Below are 26,952 nucleotides of genomic sequence, written 5' to 3' on the forward strand. Positions count from 1 at the left end.
AGGTGGCTGGCCGAGTGCCCTCCGCCAATTTATCGCGAGGAGAGGGACATGCGCTTGAGCAATCTGGGAACCGAGCAACTCCGGGAGAAGGATAGAAGCTTCGTCTTCCATCCTTCTACGCATTTGGCCAAGCACAGCCGAGGCGAAACGCCAAATAGGATTATGGCCGGTGCGGAAGGCGTCTATATCTGGGACACCGAAGGCCGAAGGAGCCTCGACGGTTTCGGAGGACTCTACTGCGTCAACATGGGATATGGATGCACGGAGATCGCCGAGGCCATTGCCAGGCAAGCACACGAATTGCCGTTCGCACACGTCTATGCCAGCCAAGGTACGGAGCCGGTCGCCCTGTTGGCAGAGGCCGTGGTCGAGTATTTCGGTCAGAACATGCGAAGGGTCTATTTCGGCCTCTCCGGTTCCGATGCCAACGAAACCAACATCAAGCTGGTCTGGTACTATAATAACATTCTTGGCCGGCCCGAAAAGAAAAAGATCATCTCGCGAAATCGCGGCTATCACGGGTCTGGATTGGTCACGGGTAGCCTAACTGGCCTTCCCTTCTTTCACAATTTCTTCGACCTGCCTCTGGATTTGGTGCGCCATACAACCACGCCGCACTATTACCGCCAGGCGCGTGGCGAGGAGAGCGAGGAAGCGTTCTCCCGGCGCTGTGCCGATGAGCTTGAAGCCTTGATCCTGGCCGAAGGACCGGAAACGGTTGCAGCTTTTATCGGAGAGCCGGTACTTGGGACAGGAGGTATTGTGCCGCCCCCCAAAGGGTACTGGACGTCCATTCAAGCGGTGCTCGACAAATACGATATCCTTCTAATCGCGGATGAAGTGGTCTGCGGCTTCGCGCGAACCGGCGAGAAGTTCGGTTCCCACCTGTATAACATGCGTCCGGATTTCGTGACCATCGCAAAGGGTTTGAGTTCCGCCTACCTCCCCATCTCCGGGTCAATCATTGGCGACCGTGTCTGGTCGGTTTTGGAACAAGGAACTGAGAAGCACGGCGCACTCGGCCACGGCTGGACATATTCGGGGCACACGCTTTGTGCCGCAGCCGCGCTCGCCAATATTCGACTGCTTAAAGAAAAAAATATTTTGGAGCATGTCCGCGATGTTGGACCGTATTGGCAAGACCGGATGAAGGCCGAGCTGGCGGGACATCCCATCGTTGGTGAAGTTCGCGGAGTGGGTATCCTGTCGGCCGTAGAGATGATGCGGGACCCAAAACAAAGGATACCATTCGAACCCGACCTTCAGGTCGGGGTGCGCACTGCAGCTGCTCTGTTTGAGAATGGTGTCATCGGACGGGCCATGCCGCATGGCGACATCCTCGGTTATGCACCCCCCCTGATCATTACCCGAAAAGAGATCGACATCATTGTCGACGCGACGGTAAAGTCGGTCGATACCACCTATCGCGCGCTGAAGGCCGAGGGTGCCGTATGATTTTGCGATCGCGAAGGAGCGAGTCCGGAGGCAGGCATGTCCCTGCGCGCTACTGCGCCGAGCAGACCCAAAACTGTTGAATTCCAGATATCTGATCTTGAGCATGCTCCGGGCTATTTCAGTCACGATTTGTAACCGAATCAGTTCTGCCGCCGCTGTCCTGTTGCCCAACGACCAGGACCTCTGTGCGGCGCGCCCTGCGGGTGTACCTCCCCGCCGGCAGGGCGCCCTTTTTGACCCACGTAATCAGTATCATTATGGCCCGTGCGGAATCGAGGCTCTGGTAAAGGTCATCTGCACGTTCCGATGCAGATTGAGCTTAGACGTGCCCTTTACATCATTGCAGCGGGCCACGGTCGCCGGTTCCAAAGTGCGGCAATGCCGAAGGTTATCTTCCTTCACATCACAAAGAGCAGAATATTAATTGCGGTGTATTTTATCACGTCAGGTATATAAAAGGACGATACTCACACACCACCCCGTTCACAAGGAAAGGCACTTTAATATTGTTGAGACGATTTGCCTATCAAAGAAAAGAAAGCATCGCAACACTTCTTTGCGGATCGCGGCGCCCCGGGTGGGGGATGAGCGGCTATCCGAATTGTTATGCTAATGCCGACCCAAATTCCTGCAAAAGCTGGGGTCAATGATGGCTTTTGGTCAGCGCAGGATGATTTCTCCTGATTTGGTCGGTGCAGGGGCGGTCATGATTTAATGCATGGAGATTCTCTGATTGAGCTGTTGAGATCATGAGGCGTCTGCCAGACGTCCATCGGGTGAGCCCAGCATGATTGGGATGACCGACGAAGATCGAAAGTGTGGCAGCATTCTGGAGCCCGGTCAGCCCAGCGACGCCCGCGAATTCAATCGCGTTTGTCGGGACATACACGACGCAGCCGGAAGGCGTGCAGAAAGAGGAAGAATCGAGCGCGACGATGACGAGGGACATGCCACTTGTTTTCGAGACATTCCTTGAAAGACTGTCACAGAGTATCGATGAGGCAGATTTCCGGGATGCCATGGCTGAGGCGGCCGGACGACTTGACCTAATCTTCTTTGCCTACCTCTCCTTGCCAGCACGGCCTTCCGGCAAACCGAGGTTAATTTCGAACTATCCAACCCGCTGGACCAGACAGTATCTGGAAAATCAGTATGAGAAACTCGATCCTGTGGTCTTGCGTGCTCGAAATGGCGGCTGCCCGTTTCACTGGGGATCGAATTTGGGAGGCGATAAAATGTCGCCGGCTCAACAGCAGCTATTCGATGAGGCGGCTCAATTCAGCATCTGCTGCGGTTTGACGATCCCAATTGTCGATCTCCGCGGCCGCACCGCTGCGGTTACTTTTGCCGCCGATGAGCCTCGTCCAGTATTTCTTCGGGTCGCTGAGCGGTACGAACAAGCTCTTCAACTGATGGCGGCCTGCTTTCATCGTTGCGTTCGCCGCAAATTGCCGAGCGATCGAACAGTGGATGGGATTTCGCTGACATCCCGCGAATATGAGTGCCTGAGGTGGGCAGCGCGGGGTAATTCAGCCTGGGTGACCGGCCGCATCTTGGGTATCAAGCCACGCACGATCGCTTTTCATTTGGACAATGCCAAGAAGAAGCTAGGCGTGCGAACCCAAAATCAGGCTATAGCCCTTTTGGGGTCCGAAGGGTCCTCAATTCTCTGAGAAGCTTTTTGATCCCCTTGTGCTCGGGCCATTCGATCGCGCGCTTTGTATCGAGCGTTGACTGGATGCCGAGATCTTCTGTTCCGCCGGCTCGGGCGATGCAGCCGTATTCTTCCAGTCCGCGCCGGTGATCATAGTCTATGGGTGCTCGAGCGGGTGTGTCGTCGCTGACGAGCTAGTCGTGCGGTTATATAGTTTCCGAGGATGGCCCGCTTGCATACCTGCCTGCCGGTAATCTCTAACCCTTGACTTAGGGCGATGGCTATCGGTTATGCGGCCTGAAAGCGAAGAGGTGGACCCTTCGTCGAGCGCCGGTACGATATGGAGTGCTGCTCCGGGCTAATACCCATCCAGACAGAGCGGAACCTTCTATCACGTCAGACGCTCGGACAATTGCCAAAACCCGATTTCCTGGGAACTGAATTGTGCTCGCCACCGGGTCCATTTTGCCGGCGCGTCTGTGGTGCAGGCCCCGATCAGCCTACCAATGGCACAGGAACTGCCTGCTTCTATGACCGAGCACTGCGAATTTGTCAGCTGGCGAACAATTCCTTGTAGCCGCTCGTCACCATCCAGTTCGCACGGTCGAGATGACTACGAAGCGCCTTCCTGGCGCGCTCCGGTTCAAGTGCCGGATCAATGCCGAGGATCAGTTGGGCCATTTCCTCTTCGGGCGCCTCATCGGCTGAGGCATCCAGGAGCCTCATATAGATGGTAAAGTGCGCCCTGTCGTAGGCGGTAAGACGGTCAGACCAAGGGACTTCGTCGAGCAGTGTTGAGCTTTGAGTCCTATCTGTTCCCGTTGATTGATTCATGTCTGCCGCGAACCTCGCATGTTGATCGCTGGATCCAAGGCAGAATATCCCAAAATGGGATAATCCGAAACGGGGATTAGTCGCTGAGCCGGTCTCTACCTGACCGGTTCACCTAAATGCCCAAATCTCTTCGATCTCCCCGCCACCAGCGGTTTCTGGCCCAGTTGATCTCACTGCGCAATGTCAAAGGGCTGACGCAGGCGCAGGTGGCTGAGAAGCTTGGTCGTCCGCAATCTTTCGTGGCGAAATATGAGGGTGGCGAGCGGCGTCTCGATATCATTGAGTTTCTCGACGTAACTGCGGCCCTCGATGCTGATCCGTGTGAGATTCTGTTGAGCCTGCGCACGTAGTGGGCGCCCGCGCCCATCACCGCGCGTGCCGTGTGCCGGTGGGTCGAGCCCCGCTTTTCTTGGCTCTGGCGTCTCGACCATTCCGCTGCGCCTCCTAGCGCGTCGTTAGACTCTCGCAATTCGCTCTATTTGTGCCTTTCCCAGCAGGTGGCGCCGCATCCTTCTAGGCCCGCCGCGGCGTCCCGCAACCCTTAGCCAGCTGTGAGCTTTCAGTAGGTTGTCCATCCGGCCCTTCGGATGCGGTGCGGCTCAGACGGCGGACCCGGTCCTGTCATGATTCGCCGACGCACCCATTCCTGGGAAGCAGCCATTGGCGAGCGGAGGACAAAATGATGAGACAGCGAAGCGCTGGGCCATCCGCGCTGTGGTGATACGTCGATGCATGGTGTTACGCGACTTCGTTGCTTGAAGCGAAGCGACCGCACCGCCCATTTCGTCAACTGGCGAACAAATCCTTGTAGCCGCTCGTCACCACCCAGTTTGCACGGTCGAGATGACTGCGAAGAACGTTGCGTGCGCGCTCAGGTTCGCGTGCCGGATCAATGCCGAGGATCACTTTGGCCATTTCCTCTTCAGTGGCGTTGTCTGCCGAGGCGTCCAGGAGCCTCATATAGGTTGTAAAGTGGTCCTTGTCGTAGGCTGTAATGCGGTCCGACCAGGGGACCTCGTCGGCGAACGGCGTGTTCGATCTGGGCTGCAACATCGCTAATTCTATCTCCGGCCAATGGACCCGCGAAGCCCTGTGCCTGCTAAATGTGGATTACATATTATAGTTGATAAACTCAAGCCGCCTGATCCGCTGGCTTGCGTGCATGGATATGCGCAAGTTGGTCGGACGGAATGTGCAGAGGATCAGGCAAAGGAAGCGCCTGACGCAGGAGCAGCTTGCGGAGATTTCCGGGTTCAGTCAGCAGTACATCAGCGGCTTGGAGAAAGGCCGAAGAAATCCGACAATTATCACGATCTATGAACTGGCATTGGCCCTCGGCGTCAGCCACATGGATCTGGTTCGGCCCGACAAACAGGGCTGATGCACCCGCCCTCCAAGTAGCTGGCGGCCTGATGGCGCGCGCCGGGTGCTTGTGAACCCACGCTTTTCTTAGGTCCCCCGGCAGCCCCTGCCATTTAGCTCGCCCTCGCGCGGGCGCACCCTATTGGACAGTCGGCCGCTGCGTTTTTGTCAGCTTTTCCTGGGACGTGGGGTGGTCGGCATTGCCTTTTAGGCCCGCCGCGGCCTGCCGCAACCTTCGCTCTCGCTTCAGGTCCTTCTCTTGGTTACGGTCCTTCGGATGCGGTCTGCCTCTTTCAGCGGGCCTAATCGCTTTCTGTCGCCCGCCCCACGGGGACAGGCACGCGAGACTAGTATGGAGCGTTGCGGTTAGCGCGCGAACAGCAAAGGAACCGAAAAAACAGGCAACTGTCGCAGCATGGCTGAACCAGCCATCGTGTCGGCATCTAGGAGCCGCGTGTTCGCCTTGAGGCCCTGCCGGTAGGATCCCTGCAGTTGAAGTCATTGTCGGCATTCTGACAACGATGGACATGAACCGCCGAACTATCAAGGCGACCAGGTTGTTGTCTAGCAATGGTTTTCCGAATCGGCACGGCACTTGCGTTACCAAAAACAAGTACGCCGCGGCACGGACCGCCCAAGGCTGAACGACCTGATCTGTTCGACCCTCGCAGCAGGGTGGATGGCTAACACAAAGGAAACTTTGAAGGTGGACGTTTTCGAAAGTTCTCCAATACCTGTCAGGAAAACACGGACGCCATCTTTCTCGGTGGATCTAGCCTTGCTGGGAGTCGCATTCGTTTGGGGGGCGAGCTATCCGGTCGGGAAAGGCGCACTGTTCTACGCGCCGGTTTCGATACTTGTCCTTTATCGCTTCCTGATTACTACGATCATTACGGCAGTGGCTGCAAGACATGAGATCGCATTGGTCTCCTGGGGCGATTTCATCCGCGGCTTCGCATTGGGAACAATACTTTTTTGCATCTTTATTGCTGAAACTTACGGCGTTGCCTCGACAAGCGCAATGAACACGGCCTTGATCATATCGCTTTGTGTGATTTTCACGCCGATCATCGACTATGGGCTATCACGGCGACTTCCACCTACGGGCATTTTGGCAAGTGCTGCCATAGCGTGCATCGGTGTCGGCATTCTCACTGGCGGGATCAGCAGGTTCAGCCCGGGTGACGCGCTTGTCTTGGGGGCCGCGATTCTGCGAGCGGTTATGGTCGTTTCCACCAAACGCCTTCTGGCCGGCCGGCAGATTTCATCTGCAGCCCTGACGGCCATCCAGGGATCGACGGTGGCAACACTTACTTTCGTTTTGGCCGTCGCTCAGTTCGGAATTTCAGGCCTTGTTGTGAGGGCCACCCTTCAGTTTTGGGGCGCTGTTGCCTTCCTTGCACTCTTCTGCACCCTCGCTGCATTCTACATTCAAAATGCCGCAGTGAGAAAATCCACACCGACACGGGTTGGCTTCTTGATGGGAACAGAACCTTTTTTTGGTTTCGTTCTAGCGCACCTTCTTCTGAATGAGCCTTTGACAGTACCGAGCTTGATAGGCGCAGGCCTCGTCCTCGCTGGGACGTTTGCTGGCATCTGGTTTGAGAGCAGGACATCCAAATGAACCCCAACTTGGCTTCCACCAAACCCGCCATCGGCGGCATTTCGAGTTTTGAAGATCTGGAGGCTTTTCCGGACCGAACCGCACCAGTTGCAACCATGTTCAGCGGCGGTCTCGACAGCACCTATCTTCTCTACAAGCTGCAAAGCCTTGGCTTTGCGAACATTGAAGCTGTCGCAGCGGATGTCGGAACGCGCATCGATCAGCCATTGTTGGAACGGACGGCAGCCATGTTCGGCGCGCGCTTTGTCTGCCTCGAAGGGCGGGATGCCTTTGTCGAACAAGGCGTGAAATCAGCCATTCGAGCCCACGCCAAGTACCTTGGCATCTATCCGTTGAGCAGTTCGCTGAGCCGTCCCATAATCGCATCTTTGGTTGTTAATCATGCAAGGTCAATCGGCTCACGGCTGGTTCTTCATACAGCAAACCTTTCTCAAAACAGTCTTCCGCGCCTTAACAATAGCATTAAGCGCTCAGGATTTTCCGGCAACTTCGGCAGTCCGTATGAATGCTCTGTGATATCCCGACAACAGAAGACCTCCGACCTGTCCAAGTGTGGAGCGACTTTTGTGGCGGACCGTACGTGGAGCGCGGACGAAAACCTCTGGTGTCGGGAATTCGAGTCGGGGCCTTTGGAAGATCCCGAGAACTTTTCCATCCCCGAGGAGGCATTTGCTTGGACGCGCAACATTCCCGCAGAGCAGCCGGTAGAGATCAAACTCGGGTTTGCAGACGGAAGTCTCGTGTCAATTGATGACCGTGATGTTGCATTGGTCGACGCAATCCCGTTCCTGAATAACACGGTCGGCAAATTCGGGCACGGCCGCTTTGTCGGGCTTGAACACATCACAACCGGCCAAAAGGTTCTCGAAGTCCGCGAGGCCCCTGCGGCGGCCATTATCTTCGACGCGCTGCGTCACCTCGAAACCGCTTCTCTTGACGTGGCATCAATCGTTTTGAAGCAAGGGCTTGAGCAAGCCTGGTCCCAAGAGGCGGTTTCAGGTGCATGGGGCAGTACTATTCACCAGATGTGCGAACGGGCCATTGCATCCGCCCTCGAGGGCGTTAGCGGGAGCGTCAGCTACATAGTCGATCACACACGCTTTTTACCTCGGTCGATCCGAGCCAGGACACCGAGATACATTAGGGACCGCCACCTTTGGGAATACCAAGCCGCAACCCACATAGCGTCGTCCAAAGCGTTCCGTCCTCGCCAAGTCGCCAAAAGGGAGACACCCGTGGAAAACAACGCACCCCAGGCACCGGCCAACCTCAGTCAACAATGCACTGACGGTCTGGTGACAAATGGATGGTGGTTTTCAAAAGGCGAGCGCGCCGAAGCCTGCTTTGGCATCGAAATTGATGCAGCCTGGAAGAACTTTGCTGACCATTGGAATCGACTTCTTCTCGATGAATACATGCGTGACGGCGGAACATATCGTTACCGGCGCTATAGCGCTTTTGAATATGACGCAACTGACGGAATCTTTAGGCTCCTACCCCACGCCCCCTACGAACAATCACAAAGTGTCAATCATCTGAATGGCGGCTTCAAGCGCCACTTCGAGCCCCTTGAAAACTCCTTTATAGACCATCCCGTCTTAGAAAAGATTCTGACAGGTTTCTGCAGAATTCTATGTGAAGCCGCCCGACATGATCGTTGGAATATCAAGATCCATCCCTACCGGATTGTCGCGCGCGATGGTGTAAACGGCAAACCGGCACCCGAGGGCCTTCACCAGGACGGGGTGGACTTCATTGCTTGCTATATGATTGGGCGGGTCAACGTCACCGGCGGCATGAGCATGATCACCGACGCCTCAAAGGAGTTCCTCGGCGAGGTCGAAATGAACTCCCCGAATGATTTTGTGATCTGCAACGACCGCGAAACCTTTCACGATGTATCGTCGATTGTGGCCGAAAACCTGAAAATGCCGTACGCTTATCGCGACGTCCTTGTGATCGCCTTCGAGAAATTATAACGCCCAGCGCGCCGAGAGCATTTCAACAAGGTTCAATACGGCTTGGTATCCTCTCGGGTGTTCCTGGTGCGGGAACAATGCAGGATTAATTTCTTGCATCTAAACACCTAGATAGCAGTTTCGCCTCCTCTGGTGTGATGGTTTTTGGCCTCGCGGATCTCGCGTAATACGAATGACCGTGGTCACCCCCGATCTTCGCAAGAAAGTGAGAAATTATCCTCATGCTGTCCGACGAGGTGGTCTGCGGCTTCGGAGTAACCGCTGTTTTGCCCTCACATTGTCCGCAGTTGCCTGATCTGTGATCGACGTTCCATGGACGAGCGACAAGGAGTTTCTCCATGGACACTACGTTGGAGGTTCTCACGTCACGGCGGGGCCGACGTGAGGCGCATCGCCAATGGCCGGATGAGGTCAAGGCACAGATCGTTTCGGAGAGCTTGCGTCCGGGCGTGACGGTGAACGAAGTAGCGGAGCGCCACGGGCTGAAGGCCAACCACCTGTCGTCCTGGCGCACGCTGGCGCGGCAGGGCAAGCTGGTTCTGCCCGCGCCAGAGGATGCCGTGGAATTCGCGGCAATGGTCATTGATACGCCCGCGCCGGAACCGCCAACCGCGAAGCAGACCTCCCGCGCCGAGATCGTTGTCGGTCCTGTCACAATCCGTCTTGAGGAAGGTGCGTCTGCTGCCCGGATCGCTGCCATCGCGCGTGCCTTGGCAGCGGCGACATGATCTTTCCATCGAACCGCGTGCGCATCATGGTGGCGACCAAGCCGGTAGACTTCCGCAAGGGGCATGATGGATTGGCGGCGCTGGTAAAGAACGAGCTGCACAAGGACCCGTTCACCGGAACAGTCTTCGTGTTCCGGTCACGCAAAGCGGATCGGTTGAAGCTGATCTACTGGGATGGCAGCGGCATCGTGATGGCCTACAAGAGGCTGGAGGAGCACAGCTTCACCTGGCCCGGCATCAAGGACGGCCTGATGACGTTGAGCCATGCCCAGTTCGAGGCACTGTTCGCGGGCCTGGACTGGCAGCGGGTTCGCGCCGTCGAGACCAGAGCGCCGAGGGTGATAGAATAGCTGCGGCACGATGACTCAGCACAACAAATTCCGAAGGCAAAACGGACCGGGCTTTGGTAGGTTCCGGCCATGCTGGACGCCGCTGATCTTCCCGATGATGTTGCCGCCCTGAAGGCGATGCTGATCGCGGCGAAGGCGCGCGAGACAGGCAAAGACGCCCAGATTGCCCGCAAGGATGAGCGGATAGAACGGCTTGAGAAACTGGTCTCGGCCTTCAAGCAGGCAGCCTTCGGGCGCAAGTCCGAGAAGGCCGATCCCGACCAGTTCGATCTGGCGCTGGAAGACCTGGAAACGGCCATGGCAACAATCCATGCCGAGGAGGAAGCCGATGCTCGTCCTGGGAACAGGGTCACTAGGCCGCGCGCGACCAATCGCGGCTCCCTTCCTCAGCATCTTCCTCGTGTCGAAGAGGTCCTTGAACCGGAAAGCCTGATCTGCTCCTGCGGCGGTTATTTGCATTATATCGGCGAAGATGTGGCGGAGCGGTTGGACGTAGTCCCGGCGCAGTTCCGCGTCATCGTCACCCGTCGCCCTAAATATGCGTGCCGTGCGTGCACTGACGGCGTCGTTCAGGCTCCGGCTCCACTACGACTGATCTAGGCAGGCCTACCGACAGAAGCGACCGTCGCCCATGTCCTGGTCTCCAAATATGCCGATCACCTTCCGCTTTATCGGCAGGCCCAGATCATGGGCCGCCAAGGCATTGATCTCGACCGTTCCACGCTCGCCGACTGGGTCGGCCGCGCAGCCTATGAGTTGCGTCCCGTCTTCGGTGCGCTGATTGCCGACTTGAAGCGCTCGTCCAAGCTCTTCATGGACGAGACCCGTGCCCCGGTTCTCGATCCCGGCTCGCGCAAAACCAAGACCGGATACTTCTGGGCGCTTGCGCGGGATGATCGACCATGGGGCGGCGGTGCTCCGCCAGGTGTGGCCTTCACCTACGCTCCCGGTCGCGGGGGCATTCATGCCGAACGAATACTGCAGGGATTCTCCGGCATCCTGCAGGTCGATGGCTATGCCGGATACAACAGACTGATCGCACCTGACCGTATCGGATCAGACATTCGGCTTGCCTATTGTTGGGCCCACGCCCGGCGCAAGCTGGTTGAGATCACTCGCAACGGAACAGCGCCGATGGCCGAGGACGGTGTCAAACGGATTGGTGAACTGTATCGGATCGAGGCCGAACTGCGCGGCCTTGACCCGGAGGCTCGCCTTGCTGGACGGAAGGAACGATCAGCGCCGCTGGTCTCCGACGTGCAGGCTTGGCTCGTCCATCACCGCGCCCGTGTCGCGACAAAGTCCCCACTCGGCGAGGCGGTGGCCTACATCGCCAAATACTGGGACGGTCTGAAGCTCTTCCTGACCGACGGTCGCATCGAGATCGACAACAACAGCGTGGAACGAACCATCCGGCCTATCGCCCTCAATCGGAAGAATGCGCTCTTTGCGGGCCACGACGTCGGAGCCGAGAACTGGGCGACCATCGCCTCGCTCGTCGAAACCTGCATACTCAATGCCGTTGACCCGCAGGCCTACCTGACCGCCACGCTCACCGCCATCGTCAACGGCCACAAGCAGAGCCGGATCGATGAGCTGCTGCCTTGGAATTATCCGCTTGAGTAACGCGTGCACAAAAATCGCAGTTTTGCCGAAGCGGACAAATCTTCGTTCAGAGCATCACAGCTTGACCAGTTGCTTGCCGAAGTTCTCTCCCTTCAACATCCGAACGAAAGCGTGGGGCACGGTCTCAATCCCTTCCGCAACATCTTCCCGTGTCTGAAGCAGTCCCTGTCTGTACCATGACAGCAGATCGGCAATCGCGATCTCGTATTCTCCCTCGTGGTCGTCGAGCAAGAACCCTTCTATCCGCGCACGGGTGATCAGCGTCCTTCTGAGATGCCTGAGGCCGATATCGGGCTGGTCAAACCGGTCGGCCAAGGCAATAGTCCCGACGACCACCACCCTGCCAAAGGTGTTGAGGTTTAACATGGCTGCGTCGTGAATCGGCCCGGCGGTGTTGTCGATAAAGACATCGACGCCTTTGGGGCATGCGGTCGCGACATCTGCCACGAGATCAGGCGAGCTTCGATGATTGACGCCTGTCCGATATCCAAGCTCCCTGCACCATTCCAGCTTCTCGTCAGAGCCCGCAACAGCGACTGGGTCGAACCCTTTGATCCGCGCGATCTGTCCCGCAATCTGCCCTACAGATCCAGACGCGGCAGAGATCAACACCGTTTCCCCCACCTTCGGATTTGCGGTTCTGAGGAGGGCAAAGTAGGCGGTGAGACCGGGCATGCCGAGATAGCTCAGCGCGGACTGAATCGGAGCGTCCGTAGTTGTCACTGGCTTGGCCGACGCGGCCGGGATAACGCTACACGGCTGCCAACCAAAATGATCGCTCATCACGACGTCGCCTGGCTTGAAGTCTGGAGACTCAGACGTAATTACCTCGCCAATTCCGCCGCCGCACATCAGATCGCCAATTTTAAAACCAGTAGCATAATTCTTCGCGGGGCTGATCCGACCGCGCATATAGGGGTCGACGGAGAGCCACAAAGTTTTCACCAGCAGCTCACCATCCGCCGCCTCGGGAATTGGACGGTCCTCCAGGCTCCAGTTCTCGACGGAAGGCATTGCGGAAGGGTAGCTCCGAAGTAGCCAGCTAGGATTCGTGGACATGTCCATCATCTCCTCAAATTGAGCGTTCGCCGCATTGATGCATGAATCCGATTTCCGTGTTAATAGGCGCTGGGTGAGAGACATTATTTTGGATTTCGGAAGAATGGCGCATGGATATGATCGAGGCCATGAAGGTGGCAGTGGCAGTCGCCAGGCATAACAGCTTCTCTTCTGCGAGCCGGGATTTGCGCCTTTCCGCTGCCTCGGTAAGCCGCATTGTGGCAGACCTGGAGGCCGATCTCGGCGTACGTCTCTTTAACCGCACCACCAGGCAGATCAATCTGACGGATGCCGGGATGGAGTTCGTGCAAAAGAGCACCTGCCTCCTGGAGGAGCTTGATCTGATGCGGAGCGCGGTACGCGAACGCCACGAAACCCCTCGCGGCCAGCTCCACGTCTCCTGCGTAACGGCCTTTGGCAATGAGTGCCTGGCACCAGCGGTTCCCGAGTTCGTGAGACGGTTCCCGCAGCTCGAGGTCTCAATCGACCTTGGCAATCGGTTGGTCGATCTTATTGGAGAGCACTTCGATGTCGCCATCCGAGTAGGGCCATTGAACGATTCATCCCTGATTGCGCAGAGAATTTTCACGCAGAGGATCGTGTTCGTCGCTACGCCCCAGTTTTGCGAGCAATATGGGACACCCAGGACCTTGGACGAGATCAAAGCTTGCCCATCCGTTACTCAGGTCAGCCGAGAATGGGGGCGCGTTCATAGGTTTTCGCATCAAGGAAAGGTCATTGACTTCGAAGTGCCGCAGCATCTGACAATGAACTCAGCGCGAGCGGTGAGAAACGCGTGCCTAGCGGGAGGGGGCTACTCCCTCTTGGGCGATTTCATGGTCGCCCAGGATATAGCGGAGAACCGCCTCGTGCGGCTGCTGCCGGATTATGAACCCATCGAGCACCGATCTTCGCCTTCTATGCTCAGCGACGTCACACCCCACGTAAAGTCAGGGTGTTTATTGACTATTTGGCGGAGGTCTTCAGTGGCAAGAATACCACGTGAGACCTCATGACCCCGCACCCAGTCTAGGTGCCGATGGCACACCGCTTACGCTTCGGAGGCACCGGGAACTGGTTTGGTAGCCAGACATTTGGCATGGAACCGGACATGCTCTCGATCGCCAAGGGGCTTTCATCCGGTCACCTGCCCATTGGCGGCGTCATTATCTCCGACAAGATTTATCAATGCGTCGCTGACGAGGCCCACAAGGTCGGCGTGTTCGGTCACGGTTTCACCTACTCCGGTCATCCGGTGATAGCGGCCGTCGCCGCCGAGGCGATCAGGATCTACCGCGAGATCGATTTCGTGACCCAGGCGCGTCGTCTCGGCGATCACTTGCATGGAGCCCTCGCGGACGCGCTCGGCGACCATCCGCTTGTCGGTGAAGCCCGCGGCCGCGGCTTCATCGCGGGGGTTCAGATCGTCGAGGATCGTGCGCCCGTCGCGTCTTCGCGCCCGAGCTGAGGATCGGCGATGTCGAGCGGCGGTGCCGCGAGCACGGCGTCATGATCCGCAATATGGGAGACGTGCTTGCAATCTGTCCGCCCTATGTAATCGCCGAAAGCGAGATCGACGCCTTGGTTGACGGCATTCGTTCTGCACTCGACGGCGCCGCTGCTGCGAATTCCCGGGTCGGTCGGGTGGCATGAGTTCCAGCATTAAGACCGACTGCTTCACTTCAGTGGATATTATCGAGCAAACGCTCACCCGAGGGGTGTGCACTTCATCCGTGTCCGGTACAAAACGTCACCCATGTCTCAGGTCGGGCACGCCGCTCGCCAACGACACCGAGTTCGGCCTCGCGGCCTACTTCTACACCGGCGATCTCGGTCGCGCCTTCCGCGTGATGGAAGGACTGAAGTACCGGCGTCAATGAAGGCCTGATCACCAGGCCGGAGGTGCCGTTCCGCGGCGTCAAGGAATCGGGCCTCGGCAAGGAAGGCGGCCTCCAGGGCATCGTGGATTATCTCGACACCAAACATGTCTGCATCGGCGGTCTCGGCCTCTAGTGGTTCCCGCCTGACATAGGAGTCCAATCAGAGATTCCCTTTCTGGCCTGCGCGTGCGAGTCTGGCGCATGCGCACAGGAAGATCGTTCACCGTTTCGTCGGCCGATCGCGTCCGTCTGACGGCGCTGATCAGGGATCGCAACGCCCCGCAAAAGCATGTCTGGCGCGCCGAGATCGTGCTTTTGCCCGCCGACGGCGTCGGCACCGGCGAGGTCATGCGCCGCATCGGCAAGTCGAAGACCGACGTCTGGCGCTGGCAGGAGCGATTTGCCGCGGAAGGCTGTGACGGGCCGCTGCGCGACAAGACGCGACAGTCGCGCATTCCGCCGCTCGGTCCCGATGTCGGCGAGCGCGTCGTGGCACTGACGCTTGCCGATCCGCTGGGCGAGAGGACCCACTGGACCGCCGACATGATGGCGCAAGCCGCCGCAATCAGCGCCAGCGCCGTCAGGCGCATCTGGAAGGCGCATGGTCTCGCACCCCACCGCTGGCGCCAGTTCAAGCTCTCCAATGATCCGAAGTTCGTCGACAAGTTGCGCGACGTCGTCGGCCTCTATCTCGATGCGCCGGCCCATGCCATCGTTCTGTCGGTCGATGAAAAGAGCCAGATCCAGGCGCTCGCGCTCGACCGCACCCAACCCGGCCTGCCGATGAAGAAGGGGCGGCTCGGTACGATGAGGCACGACTACAAGCGCAACGGCACCACCACCCTGTTCGCCGCCCTTAACGTCCACTATTGCCCCGTTGACGAGAATATCATCTTAGTTGCTTGTAACAATTTGTTCTCCACTTCCGTCTCCATCGTATCTCAGTCAACGCGATGGAGCAGGAATTAACTACAGACATTGTGAAAGTGGAAGAAGGCAGGGCAACCGGCTCTAATCGTGACGTGCCGCTGTCAGATTATGAGGCGGAAGCCCTAAGGCATCTTGCGGTGGCGCTGGGTGGCATTTCGACGACCATTCGGTCCGCCGCCTACAAACACGCGCTAAACTCTAGTCACGCGATGAAGCCCCTAAAGGAGACGGAGGACGCGCTTACTGACTACGACGCCTTGGCGAGGGCGGCGGGCCGAAAGCAGCCGAAAGCGGCGGAGGAGGACGACAGGAAGGGGGACGCCCTAGCGAGAGAGGCCGCCGCACAGGTCAGCAGGATCGTTCAGACCCGATCTTTCCCGCTGGAGCAGACCGCGAAGGGTACCGGTGGCGTCAACGGACTACGTTCGGCAGGTGGTCATGGCAGATAGTCAGCTTGGAGCAGTGTCGGCACTGGGACACGCGCGGCGAGTGGCTCCAGAACGCTTCCTTGCTTCTGTTCCCAGTGTAGATAATAATCCGGATGCTCCGCTTCTGACCTCTTTTTCGGACTATCTGAGCAGGGTGTGCGGACTGGAGTCAAAGTCCCGCGAAGGCGTTCTCCTAGGCAGCCGCCGCTTTCTGGATTGGTTCCATCACCACCATTCCCGGCCAAGACCTCGGCGCGTTGACGGCTGAGCATGTCCTTGCCGCTGTCGAACATCGGCTGTCACTATCGGCGACCTCCGGTACCCGCACCGCAGCAACTTCTCACATCCGGACATTTCTTCGGTTTTTGTATTGGGCTGGCCACCACGACCAGAATCTCGCGCGCGTCGTCCCCAGGACGCCCCACTGGCGTTTGGCTCATCTGACCCTCGAACTCGACTACGGCCCGTCGACGGTCTTCTTCACATGGGTCGGATTCGACGAAATGGACGAGGTCACAGGCGACGGCCATGCTGAACTGCTCGACGACGGCTCCATCGAGATCACCTTCGTTATCACAATGGCGACGAGGCAATCCTCAAGGCCAAACGGGACACTTCTTCAACGGCCTGCTAGGAGATCCGTGTTCGCCTTGCGCTGACAAAGAAGCTCACACATGACGTCCGGGAGACGATGCCGCAAAGGATTTGGCCGAAGTATTCCACCCACAATACCAAAGCCCGTCCCGATCCAAAGCGCTTCTAAGCACTCGATCTCAGGCGCGAGGCCGGCTGGCCAGTGCACCTTCTTGGTCCGCCGGAAGAGAGCCCCGCCTCTCGACAATGGCTTCATGAGGTCTCGCCCTGCAGTGTCGACCGTAAAAAAGGGCGCGCGAGGCGCCCTTCATTTTAAACCGGCAGTCGGGAAGCGGACTTCACTTGATATTCAAAAGCGGTAGGTGACACCTGCGCCTATCAGCCAGGGATCGAGCTCCGCCTTCCCCGTCAGCTTCGCGCCGGCCACCGTGACGTCGAAGTCCGGCCTCAGGAAAAGCTTCTTCACGTCGAAGTTGAGGCCCCAGTGCTGGTCCACCATATAGTCGAATCCGACCTGCAGCGCCGTGCCGAACGTGTTCTTCACCTTGAGAGCATCAGCGCTGCCAGTGTCCTGGTTGTAGAAGATCGTGTAGTTCACGCCGGCGCCGACATAAGGTTTGAACGCGCCGAGATCGGTAAAATGGTACTGCAACGTGAGCGTCGGCGGCAGCAGCCAAACTTTGCCGATGTTGCCCAACCCTCCGATCGTCCCTTGGCCCGCGATGTTGGCATAGGTGGTACCGAGTATGAGTTCGGCGGCGATGTTGTCGGTGAAGAAATACGAGATATCGAGTTCCGGCGTCACCGTGTCCGAATACGAAAGACCGGAGCCGGGAAGCGTATCAACGTAGCCCAGATCTTTCGTAACGACGCCCAACGCCCGCAGGCGGACCTGCCAAGGGATTGGCGCTTCGGTGACCGAGGCTCCCGTCTCCGCCAGGACGGTCTCTGCTTGCGCAGGCTCCGCGGCGACGGCCTGCTGTCCCACCATGATCAGGGCCACCGCCGCTGCTGTTGCCCGCGCTACGCCCATTCGCGTTCTCGCCATGAGATTCACTCCTTGATGTTCAGAAAGGATGCACTGCACTATTTCGTCTCCTGCTCGAATGAATTGTTGATGGACCTCAAATGCCCCTCTTGCGTTGCAACGCGTTCCGCCGTCTCCGGAGGGTGATCGTTGAAGCCGATTGCGCTGCGGAGAAAATTGGTGCCTAGACTGATGAATGCGGCTTGCTCCCGATTGTCCTCGCCGCAGCCGTGCCCGCCTGCGCTGGCCTCGTAGAAGTAAGCGGGATAGCCAAGAGCCTGCAGTTTTGCGGCCATCTTGCGCGCATGGCCCGGATGGACGCGGTCGTCGCGTTTCGTGGTGGCGATCAGGATAGGCGGATAGGGCTGTCCCGGCGCTGCGGCGTGATAGGCGGAGATTTCCTTCAGGAAAGCCCAATCGTGAACCTTGTCCGGATCGCCATATTCGTCGATCCAGCTCGCGCCCGCCAAGAGCTTGGTGTAGCGACGCATGTCGATAAGCGGTGCTGTGCAGAACAGAGCCCCGAAATGCTCAGGATAGCGGGTCAGCATGTTTGCGATCAGCAGGCCGCCATTTGAGCCACCCTCGGCGGCAATCCGCCTCGGCAGGGTGATGCCCCTTCGCACGAGGTCGGCGGCAACGGCGGCGAAATCGTCATGGGCGAGACGCTTGCCCTCCCTGCGCCCGGCTTCGTGCCAGCGGGTGCCGAACTCGCCGCCGCCGCGGATGTTCGCCTCGACACACGTGCCGCCGCGCTCGAGCCACAGCTTGCCCAGCGGGGAGTTGTAGTAGGGCAGGAATGATACGCCGAACCCGCCATAAGCGGAAAGGTGAATCGGAGCATCTCCGTTCCCGTTCGCCGGACCAACCTGCGTATAGGGGATCAGCTCATGATCGATAGAGACTGCCTCGTGGCGCGTGACCACCAGTCCGGATGCATCGAAATTCTCCGGGCTGCGCTTCAGGATTGCTGAAGCGCTGAGAGACGGCGCGGCATTCAGATCGAACAGCAAGAGCTGCGGCGGCGTGATCGGATCCTGAGCACAGATCAGGACCTCTCCATTGGTCTCGTGAACTGCCGCATCGAATGACCAGACGTCGACAGTACCTTCGGCGGGCAGGGTGTTCAGGACTCGGCGCGTCCATTCCTGGTGGCCGGGAGTGAACATCTCGAAACGCGGTGCGAGATTGACGAGGTAAGAGATAATGAGCTTCCCGTCATTCCAGAAGAATGACTGCATGGAGCGCCTTTCCCCTGGTTGAAACAGGGTCTCAAAACGGCGTCCGCCGGCGAGGAAAGTGGAAAGCGAGATGACGATCAGCGCGTCGGCGGGATGGGTGGTGCCTCCCACCGTCCAGGGCTTGCGCGGCCTTACCGCCAGCCAGTCGCCGAAGACCCGCCACGACGCGTCGCGAGGAAGATCGATCTGCCTCCTCGGCCCGCTCCTATCGCCGATCCAGCTGATCTTCTCGAAGAAGGCCGGCTGCTCGATGAACCAAAGGCGCTCGCTGCGGCCGGTGCGGTCCGAATGACCAGACACTTGGAAGCTTTCGAACCCGGCCTCGAAGATTGCCGGCGTGGTGAGGGGATCCGCGTCACGCTTCCACAGTCGAACTGTGCGCGCATAGCCGGAGCGGGTGGCCATGCCATTACCAAGCGCACTGGAAAGCAGAAGCGTGTCAGGGTCCAGCCAATTAACGTAGCCTTTGGCCTCGGGGAGGTTGAAGCCGTCGGCGACAAAGCTCAGAGAGATCAGGTCGAATTCGCGATGCACGACCGCGTCGCTGCCGCCGCGCGACAGGCGCAGAACGGCTCTTTCCCGTCTCTCCGGCTCGATGGACGCGCCGTCCCAGATCCAGTCCTCTCCGTCGCTAGCCGCGAGAGCATCCAGATCGAGCAGTAGCTCCCATTGGGGATCCGCCTTCATGTAGGCGGCAAGGGTGGTCCGGCGCCACAGTCCGCGTGGATTACCGTCATCTCGCCAGTAATTGTAGAGGTACTGACTACGGCGCGCGATCAGGGGAAGATTGTCGCGATTGTCGAAAATGGCTGTCAGAGCCGCGCGGTCGCGCTCGAACTGCGTTCCACCGAAGTGCTTCAGAGTCCTTGCCGATTGGCCGGCGGCCCAGGCAAGTGCCCGCTCGCCCTCTACATCTTCAAGCCAGACATAGGGATCGTCGTCGGGAGCATCAAGCGTTGGACGGACATCAAATGCGTTCATGTCCGGACAGCCTTCAGAAAGAAGGGATAGAGGCTTCCGTCGGCTCGGGAACGCTCAGTGTCGGTAGCGGCGCCCACATGTTCGAAAAGCGTGATCATTGATGAGTTCTTCCAGTCGGTGCGGCATCGCAGTGCTTTTGCGCATAGGGCCGCAACCTTCGTGCCAACTGGGAAAATCGTTTCGGAACAATGCGATCGCTCTGGAAGCGTTGTGTCACATGTCCGACATCGTCGAGAATCCGACAACGAGTGCTCCTCCTAATCACCGGATCAACCTCCGGCGCCAGTCGTGGACACTGTGCAGAACTCGAGAAGTGAAGCTCATTGGAGTGAACCTGGTTGACGCCCAACATCTTCGCTCTGGAGCGCTTCACGCACACGGATTCATGGCAGACACCATGATGCGATCGATGCGGTTAGAGACCAAGCTGGCTGCGCCTGTGAGTTTCAGCCGCCAGCTGGAAGCAGCGGAGTTCTGAGGAGAAGGGTGGGGGGCCCAAGCCCTGCCGCAATCTTGGCCTGCACCGTCCCCTTGATTGTTGTGGGTCAACGTCTGCCTGCCCGCTGAATTTGGCACGCCTTACACCTACGTCACGACCAAGACCTTCCTGTTGCACTTCGGCCTCGACACACTGCGGGATTTGCCCGATTTCGAGGCGATTGAGGTTGCCGCGCTGCTCAGCAAGGAGAAGCTGCTGGCGGGCGATACTCCCATCGGGCTGGTGAGTGGTGGAGGAGGTGAGGAGCGACACTCCAAGGCCAGGACGGGCTAGCGCAGCAGATACATGGAAGTAATCGCTTGATATGAGCGGTTGAGAGTCGAATCAGGGAACTATGCGATCACTATCGATAAGAGGTGGCAATATCGATCGTGATTGAATCGGGCCACTCTACGGCGAAGGAGGCGGCAACTTGTGTCTCCGACCCGAAACGATTACCTTGCGGCCATTATGAGCAAGCATTTGGCATCCGTCTTGACGACGTGAACGCGCCCTGCAGCGTACAGCTGGACGACGCGGCGCTGGCCGATTGCTTTGCGGATCTCGATTTGGCCAAGCAGCATCCCGCTCATGTCAGCGCCTTTCTCGGCGAGGTCCCTCTCGCCCAGCAAGTCGAGTTCGCAACCGCGCACCACATTCGCGGTCGACGAGATGAAGGCTTTTGCCGCCAAGTTCTCTGCCTGGTCCGGCGAAAGCTATCCGCTCGCCGCATAATGGCTGGACATGATAGCCGACGCCCGTCCCGAATGGCGGCGGCTTTTTCGTATTATATCGACCTGATCGACAAGATGCGGCGGAACAGGGGTCCACGTGCGATGCGGCCAAAGCGGATCCAGCTCTCGAGCGCGACTACGGGGTAGGTGTGGTCGCTGGAGCCGCGGCCGACCTCGACCTCGCGCCAGCCGGTCTTGCCGCGCAGGGTGACCAGCAGCCCTTGCCGTCAAAAATCTCGATCCAGCTGGCGCCATCGCTGTTGTCGTCGCGCATGACGTCGAGACCGACGATCTCGGAGCGCCGCAGGCCGCCGCCACAGCCCAGGAGCAAAATAGCGCGGTCGCGCAGGCCCTGAGGTCGTGGCCGAGCGTGGCGATCATCGCCAGCAGATCGTCGCCAGGACCGCCTCTTTCTGCCGCGGTGGCTTTGCGTGCTTGCGGCGAATGCCGGCAAGAACCTTATAGATATGCCGCTCCGCGCGGTCCAACGGCCGGCCGCGCTGGGTAAAGTTCCAGGCGAGGCCGGAGAGCCGCCGCTCGATGGTCGCAACCGAAAGGGCAGGGGCGCCACGCTTCGGATCGCCGGCGGCGGTGCCCGAGGCACAGGCGCTGATATTGAGCCCGATCACCTTCGAGCCCGGAGGCAGGGGATCGAAGCCAGCGCGCCGGCACCAGGAGCAAAAAAATGCCGCCAATCCTTGGGGTAGGCGTCGCGCGTGTTCTCCGAGGTGGCGTTGTAGTCCCTCTCGGTCTCGACCAGTTCCTGGACATGCGCCGGGACTCTCTGAGCCGGGTCTCCATCTCCTTGTAGAGCTTGTCGAGCTCGTCATCGACTGGCTTCACGTCGTCGATTGAACATTGCGTCATCATAGGCTTTGTGCCTTGTTGTAGCAGGCATCGTCCGTTCGCGCGGCGGACCCAGACATCACCGTCGCTGAGCCGAGAACGACGGTAAAAGAAAATGCACTCACTGACTTCATAACCAATCTCTTTTGCGGGTGATTTAGAAACGGACGCCGAGCTTGGCGCTGAACCCGTGTGTCTGGGCATCCGAGGCGATCTGTCCCTGATAGGCGATGCCGAACGTCGCGTTCTCGGTGATGTTTACGTCCAGCCCAGCTTCGAGCAGAGCTGCGTTCTTTGCGATCGGCACGCCCTCGATGGCGAAGGAGGAACCGCCAGCAAAGGCAAGAGCGGTATCCGGCCTGACGTCGCCGAAGGCGTGGCGCCAGCCAAGACCGCCGCGCGCGGTAGCAGTCACGGTGCCGAGGGTCAGTACCGTCGACGCACGCAGACCTAGCGTGGTAAACGCCGTGTCGCTCGAGCGATCCCCGCTCGACAAGGCGGCTGCGCCGCCCTTCTCGGTGAAGCCATCTGCGTCAAAATTCACATAAGCGAGATTAGCGTAGGGCTCGAAGGAAGCCGAAGCCGTATTGATACGGTAGCCGAGCTCGCCAAAGGCCTGGAACGTGCCGGCGTCGTAATCGGCCGAAAGGCTGTCGGCGAAGCCTGGAAAGACCACGGACCTGCCGGTCTCGATGCTGTGCCAGGTATAGGCAAGGCCGGAACGAAAACCGAGATTGCCGTTCTGCGTGCCGGCAAAAAGACCGAGATGGTAATTCTCGCTCGAGCCCGACGACGCGCGATCGTCCGCCTCCAAGGAGGTATGGCTGTAGCCGCTGATGAGGCCGAGCCGCCAGCTTTCGCCGACAGCCGCGTCACCGCCAGCCAGAAAGCCGCCTGTCGAGTGATCGAGACCGGCGGCATTGCCGTCGCTGTCGAGATGACCCCAGGCGCCGAAGCCACGGCCCCATACGGCGAAATTCTCACTCGTTGCCGGGGCCAGTTCCAGACCACCCAGCCCATAAGTCATCACCGGAACGCTGGAGGCACCGACGCCGTCGAACGCCGCACGGATCCGTTCGCTCGCGGCATCGCGTACAGAATGACTGTCCTCGATGAGGCCGCTATGAATGGAAGCATGAACCTCGCCTGATAGCATATCGAAAGCGTTGCGGGCTTCCGGCGCCGTCAGGAACAGGATGTTGTCCTGGATCGGATTACCGCTTCCAAGCGCCCGAGCCGCAGCGGCGACCGAGCGTTGATTGAAGGTGCTAGCTACATCGGCAAACGCCGTCGATGTGCGGCTGATATCGAGATAGACATTGTTGGCATCGTAGACGAGCTGGAAATCGACGAAGGGCGTCGCGTCTGTCGCCAGAGCCCCCGTCAGCCCGCCATAGGTGCCGCTTACGCCGCCTGCTGCGGAGAGCAGAGTATATCGGGCATCGACCGATAGCGTTCCCTGCCGCAGCAGCTCGATCTGCGCGCCGCTGTCGATCGCCGCTACTCCGCCAACATCGATGAGATCGGACGACCTTGCGAGGTCGACCTGATAGATCGATCCGGACTGCTGCGCGAAATCGCCCGTGACAGTCAGTGTGGTGACGATCCTGCTCGGATCGGTCGCACTGCCAGGAGCGACCGTGCCGCCCTCGGAAATGGTGACCGCACCGTAGGTGCCGCCGCCTGCGACGACACCGCCGCTGTTTGCGATAGCCGTGCCCCCGATCTGCCCGTCATTCCCGAGAAAGCCGGACGTGGTCGCATCATGGGAAAGCACACCTGTATCGGCAAGCAGCAATCCCGCGCCGGAACCGACCGTCGTCATGCCGGAAAAATTGTTCTTTCCGCTCAGCGTTTGCACGCCACCGGCAACGAATAGTTTGCCGCCCATATTATTGTTATCAACGTCGAGGTCGTTGATGCTGCCGGCGAAAGTGTCGTTCGAAGCCGTTAGCACCAGGGTACGCTTGCCCAGTTCGACCGTTCCGCTGCCACTCAGGCTACGAATACGGGCATCGTTGTAGGCGTCGGAGATTCCCCAATAGTCGCTGCCATTTCCATGTTCGGAGATATCGAACGTGCCGTCTGCAACGACTTTCGCTGACCGTTGGATGTTGCCGAGCCCCGCAAGCGAGAGATAGGCATCCTGAGCAATATTCGTCTCGCCGGTGTAGGTGTTGACATTCGTCATCCGGACCACCGTCTTTGTATCAAGCGTCAGCGATCCGGAGCCGGAGACGACACCCGCTATGCCGAACCCGCCCTCATTCCCCATGCTCGTCGTGATCCTGCTCAGACCGGTCCCTTCGGGTGCGGATGAATCGGTAGAGAAGTTGCTGGCAGTGACGAAATGTGACGTATAAGCGGTATACTTCTTCTCCAGATCGAAAATGACCGATCTGTTTTTGAAGAAGTCAAGACCGGCAACAAAACTGGTCTGGTCATTGGGTTGTTCCGTCGTGCCGCTGGTGTAGGTGAAGTCGATATTGTCCAGCCTTACCGGATCGCCATCCGTTCCTGCGATTGTAACGCTCGGGATGTTGCCCGATGCGCTTACGATCTCGCGTTGCTCATTTCTCCGAACATTTTTAAGTTTGACGCCCGCATCGTGAAATTGCTTCAGCATCGCATCACTGATCTCCAGACTGCCACCGCCCGGTGTGCCGGTGTCGAGCAATACCGCGGTCTTGTTGGGGTCGGTGATTGGTGGGGCTCCATCCTTAACCGTGTACTGCAGATTGTAGCTGCCTTCGTATTCGGTCGAGGCATTGGCGCCAGAGCCAGGAAAATTCTGATAAGAATCCTGATCTTTTTCCTCGGGTTCTCCCCATGGCATGGCATTAGTATATTGGGCCCGGAGGCTTGGATTGAGGTTGACAATCGTGCAGGGGGAACAGCCAGGCGTTTGGTCGCTCTCGGAATCCGGATTCACATTGGCGGAGACCACGTAGCCAGACCTGGTGACACTGCCCATCATGCCCCAGACACTTGTCTTGCCAAGAAAATCGCCGGCCCCGAATGTACCTGCGAAATCGCCGCCTTCGTCTGCCATCTTGCCAGCGGTCATTTTCGCCCGCTGCTCCTTATCGGCGTGATAAGGTTCTTGGAGATCCTGACCATACATATCTTTAAGTCCATCCGTCACGGATCCCGGCGTGCACTTAAGATTGTTGTCCTTGCAATACGCATGGGTATAGACAAAATCAAGAATGCGAGCAGCCCGGTATTTCTTATCGCTTACAGACGGCCCGTCGATTGTTATCTTTTGATCTGGATCGACATATGTAAATTTATCAATTTCCACGTTCTGAAGCTTATTACCATACGTTCCGTCCCCGTACGTATATACGTAAGGCGTGTCGGCAATCGGGCGGACCCCGGTCACCTCTGACCCGATCTGCGTGTTGAGCTGGTCCGAGCCCGTGTCGAATACGTATCGCTGCGCGTTGCCATTGTTGATCTTGGCCCAGATGCCCAGGCGGTCATGGCCTTCCCCGACATACTCCAGCGGGATCGAAATCGGGTCGTCGGCCAACGCTTCTCCAGTTGGAAATGCGACCAGACCCACCCCGAGAGACACAGCCGGCAGGAATACCGTCGTCATCGCGGTGGTTGCCGCCAGAAAGTTCTTTGTCCCGAAACAAGCCTGCATACCTGGTCCTCGAAAAAGTCTCGCAAACTGATTGATCATTGGAACGGCCTCCTGAATTGTTTAACGAGACCCTTTATGGCGGCCCTGGCTGACAACAGCCTGAAAGCTGCAAGCGGCATGCGAAAATGGGGCGATCCTGAATGACGACAGATGCTGTCAACACTGGAAGAGTGCTCGGCCTGAAAGCTGAGCACGCTTTATGCTCAGGCTGCTGACAAGGCCAAAGCAGCGTAAGTGCGTAGTGAAATCCAAGGTCCACATGGGTCGTCGCGCGTCCCATGCGCCTGGGAAGGCGCCGGCCCGGCCAAGCTTTCCCAGCTCGTCCGCATGATGCTTCGCTGAGCGTCAATGGACGTTGGCGCGAGACCAAGGCGTCGTGCGTTGCAATCCGGACGGTCCAGGGTATCAGGAGTTTCACGGCCTCGGCCCGCTTGGCTGGCCACAGTTGAAGCTCCAACGTACCGGCTGGCACNTGAAAGCTGAGCACGCTTTATGCTCAGGCTGCTGACAAGGCCAAAGCAGCGTAAGTGCGTAGTGAAATCCAAGGTCCACATGGGTCGTCGCGCGTCCCGTGCGCCTGGGAAGGCGCCGGCCCGGCCAAGCTTTCCCAGATCGTCCGGATGGCGCACAAGATACCGGTTCAGGTCGATCGAGATGGAGGCCGAGGCGTATGCCAAGGCGGTCGACTGCCTGACGAAAGATCAGAATGCGTCGCTGGCGCTCTACGATTTCCGCCGGCAGCGAGCTCAGTCTCCTGCCGGGCATCCGTGTTTACTGGCGACGAGACACAAGATGTGCCCAAATTGCCACCAGACCGTCACCTGCGATGAGTTTCGGCAACTGATTTTGTCCTTTCAATCGTCGCCACTTCCTGGCCGCGGCCAACATGGGCCACTCGAAGGCAGCAGACTGGCGGCTATATGGACGGGCTGTGAGCCCGAACCGGAGACATTGGCGAAATCTACGATCTCTATAGCAACGTCAAGGAGAAGCGCGAGGTGTTGCAGATGTGGTCAAATCACATCGAATGGCTGATCAAGCAGGCTGCGGATGACGCTCTGGCGGNATCTCTATAGCAACGTCAAGGAGAAGCGCGAGGTGTTGCAGATGTGGTCAAATCACATCGAATGGCTGATCAAGCAGGCTGCGGATGACGCTCTGGCGGCGTAGCTGCTGGCATGGGCGGAAGATGCGGCGCAACAATCGTCAGAGCCTCATCGAATTGGAGATCATGCTTGACCAGCAAATGCGCGGCCAATGCTTCGATGGCCGACCAGTGATCGAGTACTAGCCGGGCCGTGCGATCTTCGATCCGCCTCCAACGGGGGCGGCGCGGCATCAGGAACCGCAACTCACCATAGATTCGCTTGGCATCCGCGTAGTCGCTGCTCCCCTCATTCCCATCGGACGCATTCATCGCCATATCGCGCGGGTCCAGATAGCCTTCGAATGCGGATTCTGCAAAAGGACCTGCCAGACACGCAACTATC

Annotated in this window: 21 protein-coding genes and 5 pseudogenes; 16 read left to right on the forward strand and 10 right to left on the reverse strand. The window is 58.5% G+C overall.

Translation table 11 applies throughout. The features are described 5' to 3' along the window. Positions 1-48 precede the first annotated feature (48 nt). Positions 49-1,455: an aminotransferase gene (locus EJ079_RS10445; protein ID WP_127808949.1), complete on the forward strand. Its 1,407-nt coding sequence runs from the start codon at positions 49-51 to the stop codon at positions 1,453-1,455. Between the two features lie 643 nt (positions 1,456-2,098). On the opposite strand, the gene EJ079_RS33225 is transcribed toward EJ079_RS10445, so the two are convergent. Next, the gene (locus EJ079_RS33225; protein ID WP_164873687.1) at positions 2,099-2,404 is read right to left on the reverse strand and encodes a hypothetical protein; all 306 of its coding nucleotides are present in this window, start codon (positions 2,402-2,404) and stop codon (positions 2,099-2,101) included. On the opposite strand from EJ079_RS33225, the gene EJ079_RS10450 reads away from it, so the two are divergent. After that, a complete protein-coding gene (locus tag EJ079_RS10450) occupies positions 2,391-3,128 on the forward strand; it encodes a LuxR family transcriptional regulator (RefSeq protein WP_127811321.1) in 738 nt (245 codons plus the stop codon). The two genes, EJ079_RS33225 and EJ079_RS10450, sit on opposite strands and share 14 nt — an antisense overlap. A gap of 533 nt (positions 3,129-3,661) precedes the next feature. Here EJ079_RS10450 and EJ079_RS10455 read toward each other — a convergent pair. Further along, positions 3,662-3,943, reverse strand: coding sequence for a DUF2285 domain-containing protein (locus EJ079_RS10455; protein ID WP_063169301.1), 282 nt, complete (start codon positions 3,941-3,943; stop codon positions 3,662-3,664). Between the two features lie 116 nt (positions 3,944-4,059). Between EJ079_RS10455 and EJ079_RS10460 the strand changes: the two genes are divergently transcribed. Further along, entirely contained in the window at positions 4,060-4,293 is a 234-nt protein-coding gene (locus tag EJ079_RS10460) for a helix-turn-helix transcriptional regulator (protein WP_126097360.1), read from the forward strand. A 436-nt stretch (positions 4,294-4,729) separates the two neighbouring features. Here the strand turns inward: EJ079_RS10460 and EJ079_RS10465 are convergent, their stop codons facing one another. Next, the gene (locus tag EJ079_RS10465; protein WP_063169299.1) at positions 4,730-4,996 is read right to left on the reverse strand and encodes a DUF2285 domain-containing protein; all 267 of its coding nucleotides are present in this window, start codon (positions 4,994-4,996) and stop codon (positions 4,730-4,732) included. Positions 4,997-5,105: 109 nt separating this feature from the next. Here EJ079_RS10465 and EJ079_RS10470 point away from each other — a divergent pair, with 109 nt between their 5' ends. The 6 genes and pseudogenes from EJ079_RS10470 to EJ079_RS10490 all read left to right on the forward strand — a co-directional run bounded on the left by EJ079_RS10470 (position 5,106) and on the right by EJ079_RS10490 (position 11,612). After that, positions 5,106-5,324 (forward strand): helix-turn-helix transcriptional regulator, encoded by a 219-nt coding sequence (locus EJ079_RS10470; protein WP_126105025.1) that lies wholly within the window; start codon positions 5,106-5,108, stop codon positions 5,322-5,324. Between the two features lie 687 nt (positions 5,325-6,011). Continuing rightward, positions 6,012-6,929 carry a DMT family transporter gene (locus EJ079_RS10475; RefSeq protein WP_236473635.1) on the forward strand — a complete coding sequence of 306 codons (918 nt, stop codon included), beginning with the start codon at positions 6,012-6,014 and terminating at the stop codon, positions 6,927-6,929. Beyond that, positions 6,926-8,908 (forward strand): argininosuccinate synthase-related protein, encoded by a 1,983-nt coding sequence (locus tag EJ079_RS10480; protein WP_127808950.1) that lies wholly within the window; start codon positions 6,926-6,928, stop codon positions 8,906-8,908. Before EJ079_RS10475 ends, EJ079_RS10480 begins: the two co-directional genes overlap by 4 nt. 338 nt (positions 8,909-9,246) lie before the next feature. After that, a complete protein-coding gene (locus EJ079_RS33230; protein ID WP_135855987.1) occupies positions 9,247-9,636 on the forward strand; it encodes a transposase in 390 nt (129 codons plus the stop codon). After that, positions 9,633-9,986, forward strand: a complete 354-nt coding sequence (gene tnpB / locus EJ079_RS33235) for an IS66 family insertion sequence element accessory protein TnpB (RefSeq protein ID WP_164873760.1) — start codon at positions 9,633-9,635, stop codon at positions 9,984-9,986. The genes EJ079_RS33230 and tnpB overlap by 4 nt, the downstream gene beginning before the upstream one ends. A 69-nt stretch (positions 9,987-10,055) precedes the next feature. Beyond that, a pseudogene (locus EJ079_RS10490) lies at positions 10,056-11,612 on the forward strand (IS66 family transposase). 54 nt (positions 11,613-11,666) lie between these two features. Here EJ079_RS10490 and EJ079_RS34190 read toward each other — a convergent pair. Then, the gene (locus tag EJ079_RS34190) at positions 11,667-12,671 is read right to left on the reverse strand and encodes an NADP-dependent oxidoreductase (RefSeq protein ID WP_127808951.1); all 1,005 of its coding nucleotides are present in this window, start codon (positions 12,669-12,671) and stop codon (positions 11,667-11,669) included. Positions 12,672-12,781: 110 nt separating this feature from the next. Between EJ079_RS34190 and EJ079_RS10500 the strand changes: the two genes are divergently transcribed. The 6 genes and pseudogenes from EJ079_RS10500 (at position 12,782) to EJ079_RS10525 (ending at position 16,568) form a co-directional block, all read left to right on the forward strand. Then, positions 12,782-13,687 (forward strand): LysR family transcriptional regulator, encoded by a 906-nt coding sequence (locus EJ079_RS10500; protein ID WP_127808952.1) that lies wholly within the window; start codon positions 12,782-12,784, stop codon positions 13,685-13,687. 95 nt (positions 13,688-13,782) lie between these two features. Further along, positions 13,783-14,139 (forward strand): aminotransferase class III-fold pyridoxal phosphate-dependent enzyme, encoded by a 357-nt coding sequence (locus EJ079_RS33840; RefSeq protein ID WP_245469375.1) that lies wholly within the window; start codon positions 13,783-13,785, stop codon positions 14,137-14,139. A gap of 41 nt (positions 14,140-14,180) precedes the next feature. After that, a complete protein-coding gene (locus EJ079_RS33845; protein WP_245469374.1) occupies positions 14,181-14,324 on the forward strand; it encodes a hypothetical protein in 144 nt (47 codons plus the stop codon). 125 nt (positions 14,325-14,449) lie between these two features. Continuing rightward, positions 14,450-14,684: pseudogene (locus EJ079_RS10510) on the forward strand (aldehyde dehydrogenase family protein); the annotation flags it as partial. A 68-nt stretch (positions 14,685-14,752) separates the two neighbouring features. Beyond that, positions 14,753-15,415, forward strand: a pseudogene (locus tag EJ079_RS10515) (IS630 family transposase); the annotation flags it as partial. A 925-nt stretch (positions 15,416-16,340) separates the two neighbouring features. Next, entirely contained in the window at positions 16,341-16,568 is a 228-nt protein-coding gene (locus EJ079_RS10525; protein ID WP_245481856.1) for a hypothetical protein, read from the forward strand. A gap of 284 nt (positions 16,569-16,852) precedes the next feature. On the opposite strand, the gene EJ079_RS10530 is transcribed toward EJ079_RS10525, so the two are convergent. Both EJ079_RS10530 and EJ079_RS10535 read right to left on the reverse strand, forming a co-directional pair. Further along, a complete protein-coding gene (locus tag EJ079_RS10530) occupies positions 16,853-17,551 on the reverse strand; it encodes an OmpW family protein (protein ID WP_127808953.1) in 699 nt (232 codons plus the stop codon). Positions 17,552-17,589: 38 nt separating this feature from the next. After that, the gene (locus EJ079_RS10535; RefSeq protein WP_127808954.1) at positions 17,590-19,752 is read right to left on the reverse strand and encodes a prolyl oligopeptidase family serine peptidase; all 2,163 of its coding nucleotides are present in this window, start codon (positions 19,750-19,752) and stop codon (positions 17,590-17,592) included. A gap of 571 nt (positions 19,753-20,323) precedes the next feature. Here EJ079_RS10535 and EJ079_RS10540 point away from each other — a divergent pair. Continuing rightward, positions 20,324-20,524, forward strand: a pseudogene (locus tag EJ079_RS10540) (SMC-Scp complex subunit ScpB); the annotation flags it as partial. Between the two features lie 161 nt (positions 20,525-20,685). Here EJ079_RS10540 and EJ079_RS33240 read toward each other — a convergent pair. The 4 genes and pseudogenes from EJ079_RS33240 to EJ079_RS10560 form a co-directional block, all read right to left on the reverse strand. Next, on the reverse strand, positions 20,686-20,922 hold the full coding sequence (locus EJ079_RS33240) for a hypothetical protein (RefSeq protein ID WP_063169293.1): 237 nt from the start codon (positions 20,920-20,922) through the stop codon (positions 20,686-20,688). 116 nt (positions 20,923-21,038) lie between these two features. Beyond that, a pseudogene (locus EJ079_RS10550) lies at positions 21,039-21,724 on the reverse strand (integrase); the annotation flags it as partial. A gap of 243 nt (positions 21,725-21,967) precedes the next feature. Then, positions 21,968-25,501, reverse strand: a complete 3,534-nt coding sequence (locus tag EJ079_RS10555) for an autotransporter domain-containing protein (RefSeq protein WP_127808955.1) — start codon at positions 25,499-25,501, stop codon at positions 21,968-21,970. Between the two features lie 1,096 nt (positions 25,502-26,597). Further along, a partial coding sequence (locus EJ079_RS10560) for a hypothetical protein (protein WP_164873761.1) occupies positions 26,598-26,952 on the reverse strand: 355 nt, incomplete at its 5' end.

Origin of the sequence: Mesorhizobium sp. M7A.F.Ce.TU.012.03.2.1, from assembly GCF_004006095.1 — a bacterium.
Lineage (GTDB): Bacteria > Pseudomonadota > Alphaproteobacteria > Rhizobiales > Rhizobiaceae > Mesorhizobium.